Annotated in this window: 15 protein-coding genes; 1 reads left to right on the forward strand and 14 read right to left on the reverse strand. The window is 72.1% G+C overall.

Going from position 1 to position 21,549, the window contains the following annotated elements:
* Positions 1-9: 9 nt before the first annotated feature.
* From NLX94_RS14040 to NLX94_RS14100, 13 genes are all read right to left on the reverse strand, one after another.
* Entirely contained in the window at positions 10-4,086 is a 4,077-nt protein-coding gene (locus NLX94_RS14040; protein ID WP_254383042.1) for an Rne/Rng family ribonuclease, read from the reverse strand.
* Positions 4,087-4,319: 233 nt separating this feature from the next.
* Entirely contained in the window at positions 4,320-5,111 is a 792-nt protein-coding gene (locus tag NLX94_RS14045) for a TIGR03936 family radical SAM-associated protein (RefSeq protein WP_254383043.1), read from the reverse strand.
* 130 nt (positions 5,112-5,241) lie between these two features.
* Positions 5,242-6,324 carry a hypothetical protein gene (locus NLX94_RS14050; protein ID WP_254383044.1) on the reverse strand — a complete coding sequence of 361 codons (1,083 nt, stop codon included), beginning with the start codon at positions 6,322-6,324 and terminating at the stop codon, positions 5,242-5,244.
* 131 nt (positions 6,325-6,455) lie between these two features.
* Complete coding sequence (locus NLX94_RS14055; protein WP_254383045.1) at positions 6,456-8,381, reverse strand: TIGR03960 family B12-binding radical SAM protein; 1,926 nt, start codon at positions 8,379-8,381, stop codon at positions 6,456-6,458.
* Between the two features lie 121 nt (positions 8,382-8,502).
* Positions 8,503-10,029, reverse strand: coding sequence for a CYTH and CHAD domain-containing protein (locus NLX94_RS14060; RefSeq protein ID WP_254383046.1), 1,527 nt, complete (start codon positions 10,027-10,029; stop codon positions 8,503-8,505).
* A 126-nt stretch (positions 10,030-10,155) separates the two neighbouring features.
* Positions 10,156-11,358, reverse strand: a complete 1,203-nt coding sequence (gene rodA, locus NLX94_RS14065; RefSeq protein ID WP_254383047.1) for a rod shape-determining protein RodA — start codon at positions 11,356-11,358, stop codon at positions 10,156-10,158.
* A 22-nt stretch (positions 11,359-11,380) separates the two neighbouring features.
* A complete protein-coding gene (gene mrdA / locus NLX94_RS14070) occupies positions 11,381-13,555 on the reverse strand; it encodes a penicillin-binding protein 2 (RefSeq protein ID WP_254383048.1) in 2,175 nt (724 codons plus the stop codon).
* Between the two features lie 13 nt (positions 13,556-13,568).
* Positions 13,569-14,273, reverse strand: a complete 705-nt coding sequence (mreD, locus tag NLX94_RS14075) for a rod shape-determining protein MreD (protein WP_250739467.1) — start codon at positions 14,271-14,273, stop codon at positions 13,569-13,571.
* Positions 14,274-14,285: 12 nt separating this feature from the next.
* Entirely contained in the window at positions 14,286-15,233 is a 948-nt protein-coding gene (gene mreC / locus NLX94_RS14080) for a rod shape-determining protein MreC (RefSeq protein ID WP_254383049.1), read from the reverse strand.
* A 181-nt stretch (positions 15,234-15,414) separates the two neighbouring features.
* Entirely contained in the window at positions 15,415-16,434 is a 1,020-nt protein-coding gene (locus NLX94_RS14085) for a rod shape-determining protein (protein WP_069923827.1), read from the reverse strand.
* A gap of 296 nt (positions 16,435-16,730) precedes the next feature.
* Positions 16,731-17,141, reverse strand: a complete 411-nt coding sequence (gene ndk / locus NLX94_RS14090) for a nucleoside-diphosphate kinase (protein WP_254383050.1) — start codon at positions 17,139-17,141, stop codon at positions 16,731-16,733.
* Positions 17,142-17,231: 90 nt separating this feature from the next.
* On the reverse strand, positions 17,232-17,591 hold the full coding sequence (locus NLX94_RS14095; protein WP_254383051.1) for a DUF4233 domain-containing protein: 360 nt from the start codon (positions 17,589-17,591) through the stop codon (positions 17,232-17,234).
* Positions 17,592-17,594: 3 nt separating this feature from the next.
* On the reverse strand, positions 17,595-19,109 hold the full coding sequence (locus NLX94_RS14100; RefSeq protein WP_254383052.1) for a folylpolyglutamate synthase/dihydrofolate synthase family protein: 1,515 nt from the start codon (positions 19,107-19,109) through the stop codon (positions 17,595-17,597).
* Between the two features lie 118 nt (positions 19,110-19,227).
* Between NLX94_RS14100 and NLX94_RS14105 the strand changes: the two genes are divergently transcribed.
* Entirely contained in the window at positions 19,228-20,292 is a 1,065-nt protein-coding gene (locus NLX94_RS14105) for a rod shape-determining protein (RefSeq protein ID WP_254383053.1), read from the forward strand.
* Positions 20,293-20,314: 22 nt separating this feature from the next.
* Here NLX94_RS14105 and NLX94_RS14110 read toward each other — a convergent pair whose 3' ends face one another.
* On the reverse strand, positions 20,315-21,466 hold the full coding sequence (locus NLX94_RS14110) for a sensor histidine kinase (protein WP_254383054.1): 1,152 nt from the start codon (positions 21,464-21,466) through the stop codon (positions 20,315-20,317).
* Positions 21,467-21,549 lie beyond the last annotated feature (83 nt).

Below are 21,549 nucleotides of genomic sequence, written 5' to 3' on the forward strand. Positions count from 1 at the left end.
ACCGCCAGGTCAGGCTTCCGTCGGAGCCGAGACGGAGGGCAGGGTCTGCTGCTCTGCCGCCGCGGTCTTCTTCGTCGCCCGCTTCGTGGCCGTCTTCTTCGCGGCCGTCTTGGCGGTCGTCGTCTTCTTGGCCGCGGTCTTCTTCACGGCCGCCGCCTTCTTGGCCGGAGCCTTCTTGGCCGCGGTCGTGGCCGTCTTCTTGGCGGCCGTCTTGCGGACCGCCTTCTTGGCGGGAGCCGCCGGGGCGGCCTCCTCCGCGACGGGCTCGGCCGGAGCCTCGACCGGCGTCTCGACGGGCGTCTCGACGACCAGTACGGCCGCCTCCGCGCCCGCCGGGGAACCGGCCGGTGCGGTGGCCTTACGGGTGGCACGGCGGCGCGGACGGGCCGGCGCGGCCTCGACGGGCTCGGCCACCGGCTCGGCCGGGGTCTCCACGACGACCGGCTCGGCCTCTACGACGACCTCGGCCTCGGGCTCGACCACGGGCTCCGGCTCCGGCGCGGCCACGGGGGCCTCGGCCACCGTCTCCGGCGCCGGCGCGGTCGCCTTGCGGGTGGCACGGCGGCGGGTGCGGCCCTTGGGGGCCTCCTCCACGACCGGCTCCGCGACGACGGCCTCGACGACGACCTCGGGCTCCACGGCCTCGACGACCTCCACCTCGGCCTCGACCACCGGCTCCGGTTCGGCCACCGGGGCCGCGGGAGCCGCAGCCACCGGGGCGCGGTCCGCGACCGCACCGCGCGGGGCGCCCGCCGGAGCGGTCGCCTTGCGGGTGGCGCGGCGGCGGTTGCGGCGTCCGCTCACTCCGGCAGCGGCCTCGGCCTCGGCCGGGCTGCTGTAGAGCTCCTCGTCGGCGACGAAGGAGGGCTCGCGCAGCGCCACGGGGGCGGCCACCTCCGCGGCCAGCTCCGCCTCGGTCTCGACCTCGTAGACATCGCCCTCGGCGGTCTCCACGGCCTCGATCTCGTGGTCGTGCTCGTGCCCGGCGCCCTGGCCACCGCGGCGCTTGGAGCGCTTGCCGTTGCCACCGCCGCCGATCGCGGTCGGGGTCTCCATGTGGACGATGACACCGCGGCCGTTGCAGTGGACGCAGGTCTCGGAGAAGGACTCCAGCAGACCCTGGCCCACCCGCTTGCGGGTCATCTGGACCAGACCCAGCGAGGTCACCTCGGCGACCTGGTGCTTGGTGCGGTCGCGGCCCAGGCACTCCAGCATGCGCCGCAGGACCAGGTCGCGGTTGGACTCCAGGACCATGTCGATGAAGTCGATGACCACGATGCCGCCGAGGTCGCGCAGCCGCAGCTGGCGCACGATCTCCTCGGCCGCCTCCAGGTTGTTCCTGGTGACGGTCTCCTCGAGGTTGCCGCCCTGACCGGTGAACTTGCCGGTGTTGACGTCGATGACGATCATCGCCTCGGTCTTGTCGATCACGAGGGAACCGCCCGAGGGCAGCCACACCTTGCGGTCGAGCGCCTTGGCGAGCTGCTCGTCGATCCGGTACGTCGCGAAGACGTCCACCTCGGAGGTCCAGCGCGACAGCCGGTCGGCCAGGTCCGGGGCCACGTGGTTCACGTAGCCGTGGATGGTCTCCCAGGCGCTGTCACCGCTGACGATGACCTTCGAGAAGTCCTCGTTGAAGATGTCGCGCACGACGCGGACGGTCATGTCCGGCTCGCCGTACAGGAGGCTCGGCGAAGAGGTCGTGAGCTGCTTCGACTTCTTCTGGATGTCCTCCCACTGCGCCTGCAGGCGCTCGACGTCGCGACGCAGCTCGTCCTCGCTCGCACCCTCGGCGGCGGTGCGCACGATGACGCCCGCGTCCTCGGGAACGATCTTCTTGAGGATGGTCTTCAGGCGCGCGCGCTCGGTGTCGGGCAGCTTGCGGCTGATGCCGGTCATCGAGCCCTCGGGCACGTAGACCAGGTAGCGGCCGGGCAGCGAGACCTGCGAGGTCAGGCGGGCGCCCTTGTGGCCGATCGGGTCCTTGGTGACCTGCACCAGGACCGACTGGCCGGACTTGAGGGCGGACTCGATGCGGCGCGGCCCGTTGGCCATGCCGAGCGCCTCGAAGTTGACCTCACCGGCGTACAGGACGGCGTTGCGGCCCTTGCCGATGTCGATGAAGGCGGCCTCCATGGACGGCAGCACGTTCTGGACCTTGCCCAGGTAGACGTTGCCGACGTACGAGGTGGCTTCTTCCTTGTTGACGTAGTGCTCGACGAGCACGTTGTCCTCGAGGACGCCGATCTGGGTGCGCTCGCCGGACTGGCGGACGACCATGACGCGCTCGACGGCCTCGCGGCGGGCCAGGAACTCGGCCTCGGTGATGATCGGGACGCGGCGGCGGCCCTGCTCGCGGCCTTCGCGGCGGCGCTGCTTCTTGGCCTCCAGGCGGGTCGAGCCCTTGATGGACTGGACCTCGTCGGAGGAGGTGGAGCCCGAGAGGGACTCCGCGCGCTCGCGCGCCGGGCGCGGCTCGCGGACCTTGACGACCGTGCGCACACCGTCGTCCTCGGCCGCGTCGGCGTCCGTACCGCCGTCACCGCTGCGACGGCGGCGACGCCGGCGACGACGGCTGGAGCTGGAGCCCAGGGCCCCGTTGTCCTCGTCCTCTTCGGCCTCTTCCTCGTCGGCCTCCTCGGCGGACTCGGACTCGGCCTCTTCCTCGGCGGACTCGTCGAGGTCGGCGGCCTCACCGCGACGGCGGCGACGGCCACCGCGGCGGCGACGGCGCGACGGACGCTCGCCCGACTCGTCGAAGTCCTCCTCGGCGGAGCCCTCGAGCTCACCCTCGGCCTCGTCGGCGGACTCGGCCAGCTCTACGTCGGCCAGCGAGACCGGGCCGGACGGCGCGGCGGCGGCCGGAGCCTGGGCCACGGGCGCGGCGGTCTCGGCGGCGGCTCCGCGGCCACGGCGGCGGCGACGGCCGGCCGGCTGCGGGGCGGGGGTCACGACGACCTCGGCCTCGGTCTCCTCGACGAGGTCGAGCTCCTCCTCCTCGATCTCCTCGACCGGGGCGGCGGCAGCGGCGGCCGCGGCCATCATGGCGGCGGTCTCCGGGGTCTGGAACATCGGCTCGGCGAACACCGGGGCCTGGAACACGGCGACGGCGGGACGCCCGGCACGGCGGCCGCGGGCCGGCGCTTCGGCGGCGGGCGCCACCGGCTGCGCGGCGACGGGAGCAACCGGCTGCGCGGCAGCGGCCGGAGCGGTGGTGGAACGGGTGGCGCGGCGGCGGCCGCCGCGCTTCGGGGAGTCCACGGCGTCGGCGACGGTGACGGTCCGGCCCGCGGCGGCGACGGGAGCCTCGGCCACGACCGCTTCGGCAGCGGGCGCCTCGGGGGCGGTCACGGCGCGGGTCGCACGGCGACGGGCACGCGGCGCCGGAGCGGCCGCCTCCTCGACGACCTCGGCAACGGGAGCAGCAGGAGCCGGGGCGGCCGGGGCCTCGACCACGACCTCGGCGGCAGTCGCCTCAGGGGCGGCCACGGCGCGGGTCGCACGGCGACGGGCACGCGGAGCGGGAGCAGCGGGCTCCTCGACGACCTCGGCGACGGGAGCGGCGGCCTCGACCACGGCCTCGGCGACGGACGCCTCGGGAGCGGTCACGGCGCGGGTCGCACGGCGACGGGCACGCGGGGCGGGAGCGGCAGGCTCCTCGACGACCGGCGCGACGGCCTCGACCACGGCTTCGGCGACGGGCGCCTCCGGCGCGGTCACGGCGCGGGTCGCACGGCGACGGGCACGCGGCGCCGGAGCGGCCGCCTCCTCGGCGACGGGAGCGGCTGGGGCCTCGACGACCGGGGCCTCGACCACGACCTCGGCGGCAGTCGCCTCGGGAGCGGCCACGGCGCGGGTCGCGCGGCGGCGGGTACGGGCCGGGGCGGCGGCCGGGGCGGCCTCCTCGGCGGGAGCCTCGGCCACGACGGGCGCGGGAGCGGCCTCGGCGGCGGCTACGGCGCCGCCGGGCGGGCCGGCCGGCCGGGAAGCGGCACGCCGGCGCCTGCGCGGCGGCAGGTTGTCGCTCGGGCTGCCACTGTCGGCGGCGGAGCCGTTGGCGGTGTTGTCGTTTTCGTTGTTGAGCATGCGGGGTTTCTCCCGTCACGCTCCCGGGCGCCGCGGCTGACTTCCGGTCCGGCACGACTCCGCGCCATGGGCGCGGAACCGGCCTCCGGGGCGCGTTCGCCACACGGGAGCTCAGTTCAATGGCCGCCGGTTCCGTACGTGTGATCCGTACGGCCTGGCGGAAGTCTTCAGGTCTGTGCGCGGCCCGACCCAGGTGGCTCCCGAGTCCCAGGGCTGCGCGACGACGACGATCCTTACGCGGCGGGACCTTCCGGCGCCTTCGCGTCGGCGGTCACTGCCGCCGTGGGTGGGGCGGTCGTGACAGCCTCGCGGTCGGGCGCGAGCGGGTCGGTCACCGTGCCGGACTCCTCGTCGAAGAGCCCCTGCGCCAGCCTGGTCACCGCAGCGGGGACCGGCGGCGTTAGGTCGGCCACAGCTCGGAGACCGGACAGGACGTCGTCGGGTCGCACGGCAGGTGTCAAATGCCGAACAACCAGCCGCAGTATCGCACAAGCATTGTCCAGGGACCTATCAGCCTCAGTGGTCGCCGAAACGGGAACCACTTCCAGACTGACCACGGCGCCGCGCGTGTCGAAGGTCCGCATGCCGTTCTTGGTGCGGCGCTGGACCTCTACGGCCTCGGCCGCGAGGAAGCTCTCGACGGCCTTCTCGGCGTCCCCGGGCTCCACGCCGTCCAGGCGCAGCTCCCACACGGAGGCCGTCAGCCGGTCGGCGAGACCGGAGGTGTGCGCCTCGACGGCGTCGATGATGTCGAGGCCGACGGGCATCGACTCGTCGAGCAGCTCGCGCAGCACCGCGGGGTCGCGGGGCTCGGCGAGGGCGATCTCCAGGTATTCGGCCTCGCTGCCGGTCCCGGTCGGGGCGGCGTTCGCGTACGAGACGCGCGGGTGCGGGGTGAAGCCGGCCGAGTACGCCATGGGCACCTCGGAGCGGCGCAGGGCCCGCTCGAAGGCGCGCTGGAAGTCCCGGTGGCTGGTGAACCGGAGGCGGCCGCGCTTGGTGTAGCGCAGTCGGATGCGCTGCACCACCGGTGCGGGAGGCGGGCCTTCGGGCTGTCGCTTGCCCAGTGGTTCATCTCCTTGTGCGGGGCTCCGCGGCTCGCGCGTCGCCCTGAGGTCTGTGGGGCCTGCGGGCGGCGCCGGATGGCCGCCGGGTTCACCCCTGCTTGTTCAGGGAGACCTCGGGGCCGGGCGCGTCGCCTACGGCTGTGTTACTACCCAGAGTACGCGCCTGTGACCTCGCCGGTTCCCGGGGCGGCCCCCCGAACAGCGCCCGCCGTACGTCGGCCCGCGCTTCCCGCACCGAGAGCCGGACGGCCCGCCACACCTCGGCGACGGCACGCCCGACGGGAGCGATCGCCTGCCGGTGCACCGCGCGGACGCCGTGCCGGCCGACGGCCCACCCGGCGCGCAGCGCGTTCCCGGCCGGGGTGACCACGTGCCGGCGCAGCCATCCGGCGGGCCGCACCACGGCCCACCGCCACAGCCACACCAGCCCCCGCCCCAGCGCCCGGCTCAGCCGCCCCGCGAGGTGCCAGGCCGCGAGGAGCACCAGCCCGAGCGGTACGAGCAGGTACGCCCACACCCCGCGCCCGAGCGGAGCGAGCAGGTACCGCCACACCCCGACCGCCCCGGGCCGGACGGCGTACCGCCACAGCGCACCCCACGGCCAGACGAACAGCGCCTTGGCCAGCCAGACCGCGCCGGCCGCGAGGCCCCGGCCCAGCCACCGCAGTCCGTGCCCGACGGGAGTGAGAACGTACCCGTAGAGCGCGCCTCCCGGCAGGACGAGCAGGTACCGGAGTGCGGACACGAGCAGCCAGGCGGTGCCCCGCCCGGCGGGCAGCAGCCCGTACTCCCAGAGCGGGACCAGGAGGTATCGCCAGAGCCCCGCGCCCGTCGGCCTCAGCAGATGTGCGTACGCGGCCCGCCCCACCGGGAGCAGGACGTACCGCCACAGGCCTGCCCAGGGCCAGTAGAAGATCAGCTTGAACAGGGCCCCGATCAGCCACCCGGTCCCCCGCAGCACCGGGAGCAGGAGCAGCTCGTACAGCCTGCGCAACCCGTGCCCCAGCGGCCCGAGGACGGTCCGGTGGAGCATCCGCGCGAAGGCGGTCAGCAGGTCCCAGACCACCCGTACGGGCAGGACGATCAGCACCGCCACGATCTTCACGGGGATCCGTACGACTCCGACGAGGCAGCCTTCGCCCCCGGGTGCGCGCGCCTTTTCCAGTTCCATGCAGGTAAGGACTCCGTAAGAGCCCCTGCCGTTGCGGGTTGCACCCCACGGGTCCCGGATGTGACGACGGCCCGTACCGCCCCTGCGCGGGGTGGTACGGGCCGTCGTCGCACGGACGGGGTGCGGACGCGCTACTTCACGACCGACAGCGGCAGCAGCTTCTTGCCCGTCGGGCCGATCTGGATGCTGGTGTCCATCTGCGGGCAGACGCCGCAGTCGAAGCACGGGGTCCAGCGGCAGTCCTCGACCTCGGTCTCGTCGAGGGCGTCCTGCCAGTCCTCCCAGAGCCAGTCCTTGTCCAGGCCGGAGTCGAGGTGGTCCCAGGGGAGGACCTCCTCGTAGGTGCGCTCGCGGGTGGTGTACCAGGCCACGTCGACGCCGTAGGCGGGGAGGGTCCGCTCCGCCGCCTGCATCCAGCGGTCGTACGAGAAGTGCTCGCGCCAGCCGTCGAAGCGGCCGCCCGACTCGTAGACGGCGCGGATGACGTCGCCGATGCGGCGGTCACCGCGCGAGAGCAGGCCCTCGACGATGCCCGGCTTGCCGTCGTGGTAGCGGAAGCCGATGGAGCGGCCGTACTTCTTGTCGCCGCGGAGCTTGTCGCGGAGCTTGCCGAGGCGGGCGTCCGTCTCCTCGGCCGACAGCTGCGGGGCCCACTGGAAGGGGGTGTGGGGCTTGGGGACGAAGCCGCCGATGGAGACGGTGCAGCGGATGTCGTTCTGGCCGGAGACCTCGCGGCCCTTGGCGATGACGTTGACCGCCATGTCGCCGATCTGCAGCACGTCCTCGTCGGTCTCGGTCGGCAGGCCGACCATGAAGTACAGCTTCACCTGGCGCCAGCCGTTGCCGTACGCGGTGGCGACGGTACGGATCAGGTCCTCTTCCGAGACCATCTTGTTGATGACCTTGCGCATGCGCTCGGAGCCGCCCTCGGGGGCGAAGGTCAGACCGGAGCGGCGGCCGTTGCGGGTCAGCTCGTTGGCCAGGTCCACGTTGAAGGCGTCCACGCGGGTCGAGGGGAGGGACAGGCCCACCTTCTCGTCCGTGTAGCGGTCGGCCAGGCCCTTGGCGATGTCCGCGATCTCGGTGTGGTCCGCCGAGGAGAGGGACAGGAGGCCGACCTCTTCGAAGCCCGTCGCCTTGAGGCCGCGCTCCACCATTTCGCCGATGCCGGTGATGCTTCGCTCCCGCACGGGGCGCGTGATCATGCCGGCCTGGCAGAAACGGCAGCCGCGGGTGCAGCCGCGGAAGATCTCCACGGACATGCGCTCGTGGACGGTCTCGGCGAGCGGGACCAGGGGCTGCTTGGGGTAGGGCCACTCGTCGAGGTCCATGACGGTGTGCTTGGACACGCGCCACGGCACGCCGGAGCGGTTCGGGACGACGCGGCCGATGCGGCCGTCCGGCAGGTACTCGACGTCGTAGAAGCCCGGCACGTAGACGCCGCCGGTCTTCGCGAGGCGCAGGAGCACCTCTTCGCGTCCGCCCGGGCGGCCTTCGGCCTTCCACGTGCGGATGATCTCGGTCATGTCGAGGACGGCCTGCTCGCCGTCGCCGATGATCGCGCAGTCGATGAACTCGGCGATCGGCTCCGGGTTGAAGGCCGCGTGGCCGCCCGCGAGCACGATGGGGTGGTCGACCGTACGGTTCTTCGCCTCGAGCGGGATGCCCGCGAGGTCCAGCGCCGTCAGCATGTTGGTGTAGCCGAGCTCGGTGGAGAAGGAGAGCCCGAAAACGTCGAAGGCCCCGACCGGACGGTGGGAGTCGACGGTGAACTGCGGCACCTTGTGCTCGCGCATCAGTTCTTCGAGGTCCGGCCACACGCTGTACGTGCGCTCCGCGAGCACGCCCTCGCGCTCGTTCAGCACCTCGTACAGGATCATGACGCCCTGGTTGGGGAGTCCGACCTCGTACGCGTCCGGGTACATCAGCGCCCAGCGGACGTCGGCGCTCTCCCACGGCTTGACCGTGGAGTTGAGCTCACCGCCGACGTACTGGATCGGCTTCTGGACGTGCGGAAGCAGGGCCTCAAGCTGAGGGAAGACCGACTCGGTCATCACGCGACTTTCGTGAAGCGGGCAGGGGGCGACTCTCAAGCGTACCCCGGGGCCCGGAGCACCCCCGCCCGCAAGATCCCCGGAGCCCCCGCCCGCAGGATCCCCGGAGCACCCGGCCGCACGATCAGCCGCGCACCGCCGCCGCCGGGCCCGCGGCCGCCGCCCACACCTGCGGCAGCTCCCGCTCGCGGCGGTCGGCCAGGGCCTCCTCGCGGGCGTAGAGCACGCCCCAGGTGAAGGCCGACTCCCCCGCTCCCGAGGCCTGGACCGCGATGGCGCGCAGGGCCTCCCGGGCGACGACCCCGTCCTGGTGGTCGCCGAGCAGGTTCTGGACCTCCTTCAGCGCCCGGGCCAGCCGGCGCGCGGGTTTGCCGAGGGCCGGGGCCGCCGCCTCGGCCGCGTACCGGGCGCGCTTCGCGGCCTTGCGGGCCTCGTGCAGGGCCAGGTCGCGGCCCTCGCCCGGGTCCATGGACAGTGCGGCGGCGATCCGGCCGGCGAGGCGTTCGTAGTCCGCGAGGACCGCTGCGGGCAGGGCCGACGCGGCGGGCCGGGCGGCGGCCTTCAGCAGCGGCGGGTCGGCGAGCAGGGCGTCGAGGGAGTTCAGCAGGGCCACGTGGCGCCTGCTGTCGAGGGCGGCCAGGGCCGCGCGGCGGGCACCGGTGCGGCGGGCGACGTTCCAGATCTTGAGGCGGCCGCGGACCGGGCCCAGGACGAGGGTGCGCGGGAGCTCGTCGATCCGGGTCTGAATCCGCTCCAGCAGTACTTCCTGGTCGCGGTCGACGCCGAGCTCGGCGGCGAGCCGGCGCAGCTCCTCGCCGATCGGGCCGGTCTCGGCGGGGTCCAGGATCCGGCGGTAGGTCTTGAAGGCGCTGCGCAGCCGCCGGGTGGCGATCCTCATCTGGTGGACGGAGTCGGGCAGGCCCCGGCGGACGGCGGGGTCCTGGGCGACGAGCACGTCGCGCTGTTCGCGCAGGTACGCGAGCACGTGCGCGCCCACCGTGTCCCCGGCAAGGCCGGCGTCGGCGCCGGCCGTCCGGGCCGGGGGTTCCCCGCCGGTCTCGGTCAGCGCCCGGGCGAGCTTGGAGGGGGCGTCGCTGACCCGGAGTCCGGCCTTGCGGAAGGCCTTCTCGACGGCGTCGAGCAGCGCCGGGTCGGCGCCGTCGGCGAGCTCGACCTCCACCTCGGTCCAGGCGGCGGTGGCGTCCGCGCGCTCGGCCCGTACGGCGTCGGTGGACAGCTCCGCGAGGAGGCCGCCGTCGGCGTCGAGGAGGTGGCTGACCTTGCGCGAGGACAGGAGCCTGACCTGCGGTTCCAGCGGGGTGTCGCGGACCCGGGAGCGCAGCAGCGCGCTCAGCGCGTCCGGGACGGTGTCGCCGAGGGGGGCGGTGATCTCGTCGCGCACCCCGGGGGCGACGGGCAGTTTGAGGTGCCAGCCGGCGTCCTTGCCGCCGGTGCGGCGGCGCAGGGTGAGCCCGTCGGCGGCGAGCCGCTGGTCGGGGGTGTCGTAGTAGACGGCGTCGAGCTCGGCCGTGCCCTGGTCGGTGACGGCCGCGATGGCGGCCGTGCCCGTCAGATCGGGTACGCCGCGCCGCCCGGCCTTGGTGGTCCTGAACTCGAATTTGCGCTCGATCTCGCGCTTCGTGTCCGCCATGGATCGAACGTAGTCCTGAACGGAACGCGGCGGGAAGGAAAACGGCGGGTGCGGCGCAAAACCTGCCCGGGAACCGACGGATCAGGCCGACTCCGGGCGGGACGCCGTCGGGCAGGACGCCGTCGGTCAGGCCGACATCGGCCGCTGCACCCTGATCGACTGGAGCAGCCCGATGGCCACCCACACGGCGAACATCGAGGATCCTCCGTAGGAGACGAACGGCAGCGGGAGCCCGGCCACGGGCATGATCCCGAGGGTCATGCCGATGTTCTCGAAGGACTGGAAGGCGAACCAGGCGATGATCCCGGCGCACACGATCGTGCCGTACAGCTCGGTCGTCTCGCGGGCGATCACGCAGGCGCGCCACAGGATGACCCCGAGGAGCACCAGGATCAGCCCGGCTCCGACGAAGCCCAGCTCCTCCCCCGCCACGGTGAAGACGAAGTCGGTCTGCTGCTCCGGCACGAACTGGCCGGTGGTCTGCGAGCCCTTGAAGAGCCCGGAGCCGGTCAGGCCGCCGGAGCCGATGGCGATGCGCGCCTGGTTGGTGTTGTAGCCGACGCCGGCCGGGTCGAGCTCGGGGTTGGCGAAGGCCGCGAAGCGGTTGATCTGGTACTCGTCGAGGATGCCGAGCTGCCAGATCAGGACGGCCCCGCCGACGCCCGAGCCGAGCAGGCCCAGCACCCACCGGTTGGAGGCGCCGGAGGCGAGCAGGACGCCGAGCACGATGACGACCATGACCATGACGGAGCCGAGGTCGGGCATCAGCATGATGATGCCCATCGGGGCGGCGGCCAGGCAGAGCGCCTTGACGACGGTGCGGTGGTCGGGATGGGCGAGGTCGCCCGCGTCGACGCGGGTGGCCAGCAGCATCGCCATCACCAGGATGATCGTGATCTTCACGAACTCGGAGGGCTGCAGCGAGAAGCCGCCGCCGACCACGATCCAGGCATGGGCGCCGTTGATGGTGGCGCCGAGCGGGGTGAGCACGGCGATGATCAGCACGAGGGAGAGCCCGTAGAGGACCGGCACGGCGCCGCGCAGGGTGCGGTGGCCGAGCCAGATGGTGCCGATCATCAGCACGAGGCCGATGCCGGTGTTGAGGGCGTGCCGGAAGAGGAAGTAGTACGGGTCCCCGTTGTTCAGCGAGGTCCGGTTCCGGGTCGCCGACCACACCAGCAGGGCGCCGATGAGGGAGAGGGCGAGCGCGGAGAGGAGTATCGGCCAGTCGAGCCGGCGCACCACGGAGTCGCGGGCGGTGAGTTTGGCCATCGCCCCCCGCTGCTCCGGCGCGTACCGGGCTACGGAGAATTTGTTGGCGGTCTGCATGTCGGTCCTCGGTCCTCGGTACTCAGTCGTGCTGCGCGGGGCGCTGGGCGGGCGGGCCGGCGAGCGGCGGTGCCAGTTCTTCCGGGGACGGCGGGACGTACGGCCGGATCTCGGGGGAATCGATGCCGCCGTCGGGGCGGATCCTGGGCAGGTTCTTCTCCGGTCCCAGCAGGAGCGCCTTCTTCACGTCCTGGTTGCCCGCCATGTCGAGGCCGTAGATGGCGTTGTAGATGTTGCGGACGGCGGGGCCGGAGGCTCCGGAGCCGGTGCCGCCCTGGGAGATGGTCATGACGATGGTGAAGTCGTCGGTGTAGGTCGCCAGCCACGAGGTGGTCTGCTTGCCGTAGACCTGGGCGGTGCCGGTCTTGGCGCGCATCGGGATCTTGTCCAGCGGCCAGCCGCCGAAGCGCCAGGCGGCGGTGCCGCCGGGCTCGACGACCATCCGCAGGCCCTTGTCGAGGTCCTTGACGGTCTTGGCGTCGATCGGCAGCCGGCCGTGCGGCCTGGGCTTGATCATCTCGACGTGCTTGCCGTCGGCGCTGATCACGGCCCTGCCGACGGTGGGGTCGAAGAGGGTGCCGCCGTTGCTGATGGCGGCGTAGGCGGTGGCCATCTGGATGGGGGTGACGAGGACGTCGCCCTGGCCGATGGCGAAGTTGATGCTGTCGAACGCCTTGAGCTGGTTGCCCTCCAGGCAGCTCTCGAAGGCGATCTGCTCGACGTAGGTGCCGCCCTTCTTGCCCTGCTTGCACCAGGAGTCCTTGTTGGCCGCCCAGAAGCTCTTCTTCCAGCCCCGGTCGGGGATGCGGCCGGAGACCTCGTTCGGCAGGTCGATCCCGGTCTCGGAGCCGAGGCCGAACTCGCGGGCGGTGCGGTAGAACCAGTCGTGGGCGTTCTTGGGCTTCAGGCCGCCGTCGCGCTGCCACTCCTTGTGCCCGAGGGCGTAGAAGACGGTGTTGCAGGAGAACTTGAGGGCCTCGCCGAGGGTGATGGGGCCGTGGCCCTTGGACTCGAAGTTCGCGAAGCTCCGGTTGCCCATGCTGTACGAGGCGCTGCAGTTGTACTTCTCGTCGAAGGGGTACCCGGCGCGGACGGCCGCGCTCGCCGACACCACCTTGAAGATGGAGCCGGCCGGGGCCTGGCCCTGGATGGCCCGGTTGAGCAGCGGGTAGTTGGACTTCTCGTTGGTGAGGGCGGCGTAGTCCTTGGCGGCGATGCCGCCGACCCAGGCGTTGGGGTCGTAGTCGGGCTGGGAGGCCATCGCGACGACCCGGCCGGTCTTGGTCTCCATCACGACCACGGCGCCCGAATCGGCCTCGTACTTGCGGCCGGTGATCTTGTCGGTCTCCTGGCGGACCGTCTTCATGGCCTGCTGGAGCTCGTACTCGGCCACGGACTGGACCCGGGCGTCGATGCTGGTGACGAGGGTGGATCCGGGCACTCCCGGGTCGGACTCGGTCTGGTGCATGACCCGGCCGAGGTTGTCCACCTCGTAGGAGGTCACCATCGCCTTGCCGCGCAGGTACTTGTCGTACGTGCGCTCGATCCCGGAGCGGCCGACCTGGTCGGAGCGCAGGTGCGGCGAGTCGGTGTCCTTGGCCTTCTGGATCTCCTCGTCGGTGACCGGCGAGAGGTAGCCGAGCACCTGGGAGGTGCGGGCCCCGCCGGGGGCCGGGTAGCGGCGGACGGCGACGGGCTCGGCGGTGATCCCGGGGAACTCCTCGGGGCGCTCGCGCAGCTGCAGCGCCTGCTGCGTGGTGGCGTCGAGGGTGATGGGGATCGGCTGGTACGGGGAGCCGTTCCAGCAGGGCGCGGGGGTCTGGGAGTCGCAGAGGCGGACCTTCTCCATGACCTCCTTGGGGGTCATGTCCAGTACCCCGGCGAGCCGGGTCATGACGCCCTTGCCGCGGTCCTTCATCTTCATCAGCGCCGTGCGGCTGGTGGAGACGACCAGACGGGTCTCGTTGTCGGCGAGCGCGACGCCCCGGGCGTCGAGGATGGTCCCGCGCACGGCGGGCTGGACGACCCGCTGGACGTGGTTGCTCTTCGCCTCGTGGTAGTACTCCGCGCCGTTGCGGATCTGGAGGTACCAGAGGCGGCCGCCGAGGGTGAGGAACATCGAGCAGACGAGGACCTGGATGATCACGAGCCGGATCTGCACCCGGGAGGTACGGCCGGTCTCCGGAATGTTGGTCACGTGGACTCCTCCCTCACAGCTTCTTGACGCTCTTCACACCCTTGATTCCCTTGACGCCCTTTATCCGGCCGGCCCGGTTGGCCCGGCTGCGGGCCGTCTTCATCCGCAGGCCGCCGCGCTGGCTGCCGATCCGCAGCCCGGTGCCGCCGGCCAGCCAGCCGGAGGCGATGTCCTTGCCCGCGGGCGGGCCGCCGTTGGCCTCGACGGCCATCGGGTCGTTCTCCGCGCGGCGGGCCAGGGCCATGATGAACGGCACGGTGAAGGGGGCGAGCAGCAGGTCGTAGAGGACGGCGGTGAACAGCAGTCCGGTCAGCCCCACGTGGCGGGCTGCGGTGTCGCCGACCAGGGCGCCGACGCCCGCGTAGAGCAGGGTGGAGACGAAGGCGGCGCCGACCACGGTGAGCATGGGGCCCCAGGCGGAGCGGAACCGCCCGGTGTCGGGGCGAACCAGGCCCGCCACGTAGCCGATGACGCACAGCACGAGCGCGTAGCGGCCGGCGGCGTGGTCGGCGGGCGGGGCCAGGTCGGTGAGGAGGCCGGCCGCGAAGCCGATGAGGGCGCCGCTGACGCACCCGTACACGAGTGCGAGGGCGACGACCGTGAGCAGGACCAGGTCGGGGACGGCTCCGGGGAGTTGGAGGCGGCCCAGGATGGAGACCTGGACGACCAGGGCGACCACGACGAGGGTGCCCGAGAGCAGGATCCGGTTGAAGCGCATGATGATCGGCTCCTAGTCCTCGGCCGGCTTGCCGGACGCGGACGCGGACGGCGACGGGGTGACCGTGACGGTGACCGTCGGGGTGGGCTTGGGCGCCTCGGGCTTGGGCGGCAGGACCGCGTCGCGCGGGTCCTCGCGCGGCGGCATGACCACGACGCCGACGATGTCCAGGCGGGAGAAGCCCACGAAGGGGCGCACCCACACGGTCCGGGTCAGGTCCCCGCGCGCGGGGTCCACCTTGATGACCTCGCCGATCGGGACGCCGGGCACGAAGGGCTTGTTGCCGCGCGAGCCGAAGGTGACGAGCCGGTCGCCGGTGCTGATCTTGGCCTTGCCGTTGAGCATCTGCACGGAGAGCTCCCGGTCGCCCTGACCGGTGGCGAAGCCGAGTTCGCCGGTCTTCTCCAGGCGGGTGCCGACGGTGAAGTCGGGGTCGTTGGCGAGGACCACGGTGGCGGTGTCGGGGCCGACGGTGGCGACGCGGCCGACGAGACCGTCCCCGTTGAGGACGGTCATGTCGCGCTCGATGCCGTCCTTGCTGCCCGCGTCGATGGTGACGGTCCAGGAGAAGCCCTGGGCCGCTCCTATGGCGATGACCTCGGCGCCCTTGATCCCGTACTGGCCCGCGCCCGCCCGCTTGAGCATCTCGTCGAGCTCGCGGATCCGGCTGCGGGTCTGGTCGTCGCTGCCCAGCTTGGCCTTGAGCGCCGCGTTCTCGCGCTCCAGCGCCGCGATGCGGTTGTGCCGCTCGCCGGAGTCCCGTACCGCCCCTATGGCGTTGGCGACCGGGTCGACCCCCTTCGCCACGCCCTTCTCGACCGGCCCGAAGACCGCTGCGGCGGCCTGTCGGGCACCGTCGACCGGAGACTCCTCGCCCGTCCTGATGTCCACCGTGATCAAAGCGAACGCGATGGCGATCAGAAGCACCAGGAGCAGCCGGCTTTCTCGTGTGTCCCTCACGTGCGGCGGCCGTGCCTTCCTCATAGATACCCATGCGCCAGGTCGTCAGAGACGGTCTGGCCGCTCCGGTGGAGCCGGGGCTCGCACCGGACCTTGCCTGTATATCAACGATCCGCCGTACGGGCCCGGTAGCACCCGTACGGCGGATCATTGGAGTTCCACCGCCGCGCGGCGGGCCGGGTCAGCGCCGCGGCTGGGCGTCCAGCACCTGCTGGAGCGCCTCGAACTCCTCCACGCACTTGCCGGATCCGAGCGCGACGGAGTCGAGCGGGTCCTCGGCGATGTGGATCGGCATGCCCGTCTCGCGGCGCAGCCGCTCGTCGAGGCCGCGCAGCAGGGCGCCGCCTCCGGTCAGCACGATGCCCCGGTCCATGATGTCGCCGGAGAGCTCCGGCGGGCACTTGTCGAGGGTGGTCTTGACGGCGTCGACGATGGCGTTGACCGGCTCCTCGATCGCCTTGCGCACCTCGGCGGCCGAGATCACGACGGTCTTGGGCAGGCCCGAGACCAGGTCGCGGCCGCGGATCTCGGTGTGCTCGTCCTTGTCGAGGTCGTAGGCCGAACCGATGGTGATCTTGATCTGCTCGGCGGTGCGCTCACCGAGGAGGAGCGAGTACTCCTTCTTGATGTGCTGGATGATCGCGTTGTCGAGCTCGTCGCCGGCCACCCGGATGGACTGTGCCGTGACGATTCCGCCGAGGGAGATGACGGCCACCTCGGTGGTGCCGCCGCCGATGTCCACGACCATGTTGCCGGTGGCCTCGTGGACGGGCAGGCCCGCGCCGATGGCGGCGGCCATCGGCTCCTCGATGATGTGCACCTGGCGGGCACCGGCCTGCGTGGACGCCTCGATGACGGCGCGGCGCTCCACTCCCGTGATGCCGGAGGGTACGCAGACCACGACGCGCGGGCGGGCCAGGTAGCGGCGCTTGTGGATCTTGAGGATGAAGTACCGGAGCATCCGCTCGGTGATCTCGAAGTCGGCGATGACGCCGTCCTTGAGGGGCCGCACGGCGACGATGTTGCCGGGCGTGCGCCCGATCATCTTCTTGGCTTCGGAGCCGACCGCCAGGATGCCACCGGTGTTCGTGTTGATGGCGACCACGGACGGCTCGTTCAGGACGATTCCCCGGCCCCTCACGTACACCAGCGTGTTGGCGGTCCCGAGGTCGATCGCCATGTCACGGCCGATGAACGACATGTTGTTCCCCTTGTTCCCCATGAGGAGCGTCTGGCCTTCCAGTTGATAGCGGCTGCTGTCAGGTCGGCGAGGTGGGTGTGTGGGTGGAGGCCCCATCGTAGTGCCGCAAGTACGGACATCGCGCGACGGGACTCCGGCAAGCCCGCCGGAACGGATACCCGCCCCCTTAGTGGTGACGTCGTGTCCTGTCCATGCGTTCCCGAATATGCCCGGTAATACCGGAGGGCGACCGAAATTACTTCGGTCGCCCCAGGTCATGAGCGCTATTCGGCTGATGTTGCGTCAGAAAAGAGTGATCACAGCGCCGGGAAGAACAGCTTCAGCTCCCGCTCCGCGGACTCCTCGGAGTCCGAGGCGTGGATCAGGTTCTCCCGGGTGACGGTACCGAAGTCACCCCGGATGGAGCCGGGCGCGGCGGCGATCGGGTCAGTGGGTCCGGCCAACTGGCGGACACCCTCGATCACGCGCTCCCCTTCGACGACCAGGGCCACGACCGGGCCGCTCGCCATGAAGCCCATGAGGGGCTCGTAGAAGACCTTGCCCTTGTGCTCGCCGTAGTGCGCCTCCAGGGTCTCCTGGTCCAGCGAGCGCAGCTCCAGTGCGGGAATGGTCCAGCCGGCCTTCCGCTCGATGCGGCCGACGATCTCGCCGATCAGGCCGCGACGGACGGCGTCGGGCTTGAGGAGGACGAGCGTGCGCTGGGTCATGTGGGTAACTCCTTGCGGCATACGGGTGCGGTCCGACGAGGCTACAGGGGCCCGGGGCCCCGCCGTACGGGGCCTCGGGCGGGCTGCGGCCTAGGCCTCGGTCGGGGCGGCGGCCTGGGCCTCCGCCTGGGCGGCCCACTGGGCCTTGATCACGTCGATGCGGCGGCCGTAGTGGATCGAGCACCACCACAGACCGGCGAACACCACGCCCAGGATGAACATCATCGGGACGACGAAGCCGCTCAGCACGAGCCCGATCTGCAGGGCCCAGCCGATCTGCACGGCCCCGGGACGCGAGAGCATCCCGCACAGCAGGACCGACACCAGCATCGCGATCCCGCAGACCGTCCAGACGGTGACCTGGCTCAGATCGCCCTTCATCGCGACCAGCCCGGCGAAGCCGATCACGAAGAACTCGGCGATCAGCGTCGAAGCACACAAGGTGCGCATCCCTCAGCCCCTCTTCAGCAGCATGCGGGCCTCGCCCACCGTGATGACGGACCCGGTCACCAGGACCCCGGCCCCTCCGTACTCCGCCTCTTCCTCCGCCAGCGTGATCGCCGCCTCGATGGCGTCGTCCAGCCGCGGCTCCACCTGCACCCGGTCCGCGCCGAAGACCTCGACGGCGATGGCCGCCAGTTCGTCGGCGGAGATCGCCCGGTGGCTGGAGTTCTCCGTGACCACGACCTCCGCGAAGATCGGCTCGAAGGCCTCGAAGACCCCGCGCACGTCCTTGCCGTCGCTCGCGCCCACGACCCCGACCAGCCGGCTGAAGCCGAAGGCCTCGGTCACGGCCTCCGCGGTGACCTGTGCCCCGGCGGGGTTGTGCGCGGCGTCCAGGACCACCGTCGGGCTGCGCCGCACGACCTCCATCCGGCCGGGGGAGGTCACCGAGGCGAAGGCCTTGCGCACGGTCTCCACGTCCAGCGCCCGCGCGTGGTCGGCGCCGATCCCGAAGAAGGCCTCGACCGCCGCCAGCGCCACCGCCGCGTTGTGCGCCATGTGGGCGCCGTACAGCGGCAGGAAGATGCCGTCGTACTCGCCGCCCAGCCCGCGCAGCGTCAGCTGCTGCCCGCCCACCGCGACCTCGCGGGTGACGACGCCGAACTCCATGCCCGCGCGGGCCACGGTCGCGTCGACCTCCACGGCCTTCTTCAGCAGCACCTGCGCCGCGTCCACCGGCTGCTGGGCCAGGATCACGGTGGCGCCCTGCTTGATGATGCCGCCCTTCTCCTGCGCGATCTCGCCGGTGGTGGAGCCGAGCCGGTCCGTGTGGTCCAGGCTGATCGGGGTGACCACGGCGACGGCGCCGTCGATGACGTTGGTCGCGTCCCAGGTGCCACCCATGCCGACCTCGATCACGGCCGCGTCCACGGGCGCGTCCGCGAAGGCCGCGTAGGCCATGCCGGTGAGGACCTCGAAGAACGACAGCCGGATCTCCTCGGCCGCGTCCACCATGTCCACGTACGGCTTGATGTCGTGGTACGTCTCGACGAAGCGCTGTGCGTCGATCGGCGCCCCGTCCAGGCTGATCCGCTCGGTGATCGACTGCACGTGCGGGCTGGTGTAGCGCCCGGTGCGCAGCTCGAAGGCGTTCAGCAGCGCCTCGATCATGCGCGAGGTGCTCGTCTTGCCGTTGGTGCCGGTGACGTGGATCGAGGGGTACGCGCGCTGCGGCTCGCCCAGGACGTCCATCAGCGCGGCGATCCGCGTGACGGACGGCTCCAGCTTGGTCTCGCCCCAGCGGCCGGCCAGCTCCTGCTCCACCTCCCGCAGCGCCTTGGCCACCTCGGGATCGGCGGGCTCCTGGGGTACCGGGTCGCCCTGGGGCGGACCGGCCTGCGTGCGCAGGGTGCGGCTGCCCGCCTCGATCACCGCCAGGTCGGGGTCGCGGTCGGACTCTTCCGCCACGATCTGGTCGAACGCGTCGAAGCTGTCATCGTGGCTCTCGGGCTGCTGCTCACTCACGGGACCCAGTCTACGGACGAGGGGCGGAAGGACTTTCGGCCCGGTCGTGTCGGGACCTTCGGCCGGCGGAGCGACCTGATCGTTATGCAAGCCTTGCGGGCAGGAGATTGGGGAACAAATGCCGCAGGCACGCAGTGAACGGGCGGGGCCCAACAAGACGGCTTCCAGCCGCGACATAGGGATAGACCTGGGAACCGCCAACACCCTCGTCTACGCACGGGGGCACGGCATCGTCCTCAATGAGCCGTCCGTGGTGGCCGTCAAGGCGGGCACCACCACCGCGCTGGCCGTGGGGACCGAGGCCAAGGAGACCATCGGCCGCACCCCCGGCTCCATCACCGCGATCCGCCCCCTCAAGGACGGTGTGATCTGCGACTACGAGGCCGCCGAGGAGATGATCCGGCACTTCGTCCGCAAGGCCGTCCCCGGCCGCCGGGTCCGCACCCGCATGGTGATCTGCGTACCGTCCGGGGTCACCCAGGTGGAGCGGCGGGCCATCATCCACGCCTCCACCCGGGCCGGGGCCAGGGCCGTGCACCTGATCGAGGAACCGATGGCCGCGGCGATCGGCGCCGGGCTGCCGGTGTCCGAGCCGCGCGGCTCGATGGTCGTCGACATCGGCGGCGGCACCTCCGAGGTCGCGGTCATCTCGCTCGGCGGCATCGTCACCTCGCAGTCGCTGCGGGTCGCCGGCGACCGGATGGACGCCGCCATCACCGACCACGTCCGCAAGGAGCACTCCCTGCTGATCGGCGACCGCACCGCCGAGGACGTCAAGATCGCCATCGGCTCGGCCTGGCCGGTGCCGGACCGGCCGGAGCTGGAGACCGCCACCTTCACCGTGCGGGGCCGCGAGAAGGTCGGCGGCATGCCCCAGACGCTCCGGCTCGACGCGCGCGACGTGCGGGCCGCCCTGGACGAGCCGGTCGAGGCGATCATCTCCGCGGTCCGCACCACCCTGGAGGAGTGCCCGCCCGAGCTGTCCGGCGACGTCATGGAGCACGGCATCGTCCTGACCGGCGGCGGCGCGCTGCTGCCCGGCCTGGACCTGCGGATGGCCTCCTCGACGGGGATACCCGTCTTCGTCGCGGACGACCCGCTGGACTGCGTGGCCCTGGGCTCGGGCCGCTGCGTGGAGGACATGGACGCGCTCAGCAGCCTGCTGGCACCGGCGCGGGCCTAAGGCCGCCCGGGCGTCCGGGGGCTCAGCCCTTCGGGAGGGTCGCGAAGACCTCGTACGCGTCCTCCGTGCGCGTCGCCGTCAGGGTTCCGCCCAGGCTCCGCACGCGCTCGGACATGCTCGCCGTGCCCGAGCCCGCCGAGACGGGGGCCCTGCCCGGGGTGCGCCGCGCCAGCCCGTTGCGCACGGCGATGTTCAGCTGCGGCCCGTCCGCCGCGATGGACACCTCGATGGTCTCGCCGTGCGCGTGCTTGGCCGCGTTGGTCAGGCATTCCTGCACCACGCGGTAGACCGCTGCCTGGCGCAGCGGCGACAGCCCGTGCACGGCCGGATCCAGGGCGAGGCGTACGGGCGAACCCGCGCGCCCGCTCTCCTCCGCGAGCGCCGCCAGCCCTTCGACTCCCGGGGTGGCCGCCCGCTCCCCGCGCTGCACGATGATCTCGTTGAGCACCAGGTGGGCCCGGCGGGCGGTGTCGGCGAGCTCTTCGAAGTCCTTCGCGTACGCCGTCTCGCGCGAGCGCATCGACAGCACCTCGGAGCGGACCGTCAGCAGGGTCAGCTCCCGCCCGACGAAGTCGTGGACGTCGCGGGCGACGGAGGTCCGCTCCTGCTGGACGGCCTGCAGGACGGCGGACTCGGCGCGCCGGGCGGCGAGCTCGCGCACGAGGTCGTGGCGGTAGGCGGCGACGCCCACGGCCGAGGCGAGCACCCCGATGGGCACCACCAGGCTGAGGAAGGAGCTGAGGGTCTCGGCCCGGGCCAGCGGCCAGCCCGGCACCCAGCAGAACAGGACGACCGAGAAGACCAGGTAGCCGAGGGTGGCGAGGACGCCGGCCCGGCGCCCGCGGAAGCGGCCCACCGAGTACAGCGCGAACTGGATCAGCGTGAGCTCGTGCAGCCAGCCGATGAAGAGCAGCGCGGCGAGGTACGCGATCCAGGGCATCCGGCGCCGCACCAGCAGGGTGGAACAGCCGAGCGTCAGGACGACGGCCGCGGCGGGGCCGCTCAGGGAATTGTCGGCGGCCGCCAGGCCCGGCAGGTCGATCGCCATCAGACCCAGGCAGCTGAGGGCCGCGAGCAGGTCCATCGCCCGCGGCGAACCGGCCCAGCCCTGCGCGAGCCGGCGGCCGAGGGCCACGAGCCGGCAGGGCGCCGAGGGGGCGGGCTTGACGTGCATGCCCTCCATCATCCGTGCTCGGCACCTCCGGATCCGGGCCGCCCGGACGGAAGAACGCGTGATTTAGGGCACTTCGGACAGGC

It is taken from the genome of Streptomyces sp. TBY4 (genome assembly GCF_024213195.1).
Lineage (GTDB): Bacteria > Actinomycetota > Actinomycetes > Streptomycetales > Streptomycetaceae > Streptomyces.

Bases quoted from the DNA above. Each gene is read 5' to 3' on its own strand.
- ndk (WP_254383050.1), bottom strand. From the start codon at position 17,141: ATGACCCAGCGCACGCTCGTCCTCCTCAAGCCCGACGCCGTCCGTCGC.
- NLX94_RS14095 (WP_254383051.1), bottom strand. From the start codon at position 17,591: ATGCGCACCTTGTGTGCTTCGACGCTGATCGCCGAGTTCTTCGTGATC.
- mreD (WP_250739467.1), bottom strand. From the start codon at position 14,273: ATGCGCTTCAACCGGATCCTGCTCTCGGGCACCCTCGTCGTGGTCGCC.
- NLX94_RS14060 (WP_254383046.1), bottom strand. From the start codon at position 10,029: ATGGCGGACACGAAGCGCGAGATCGAGCGCAAATTCGAGTTCAGGACC.
- NLX94_RS14105 (WP_254383053.1), top strand. From the start codon at position 19,228: ATGCCGCAGGCACGCAGTGAACGGGCGGGGCCCAACAAGACGGCTTCC.
- NLX94_RS14050 (WP_254383044.1), bottom strand. From the start codon at position 6,324: ATGGAACTGGAAAAGGCGCGCGCACCCGGGGGCGAAGGCTGCCTCGTC.
- NLX94_RS14040 (WP_254383042.1), bottom strand. From the start codon at position 4,086: ATGCTCAACAACGAAAACGACAACACCGCCAACGGCTCCGCCGCCGAC.
- NLX94_RS14085 (WP_069923827.1), bottom strand. From the start codon at position 16,434: ATGTCGTTCATCGGCCGTGACATGGCGATCGACCTCGGGACCGCCAAC.
- rodA (WP_254383047.1), bottom strand. From the start codon at position 11,358: ATGCAGACCGCCAACAAATTCTCCGTAGCCCGGTACGCGCCGGAGCAG.
- NLX94_RS14110 (WP_254383054.1), bottom strand. From the start codon at position 21,466: ATGCACGTCAAGCCCGCCCCCTCGGCGCCCTGCCGGCTCGTGGCCCTC.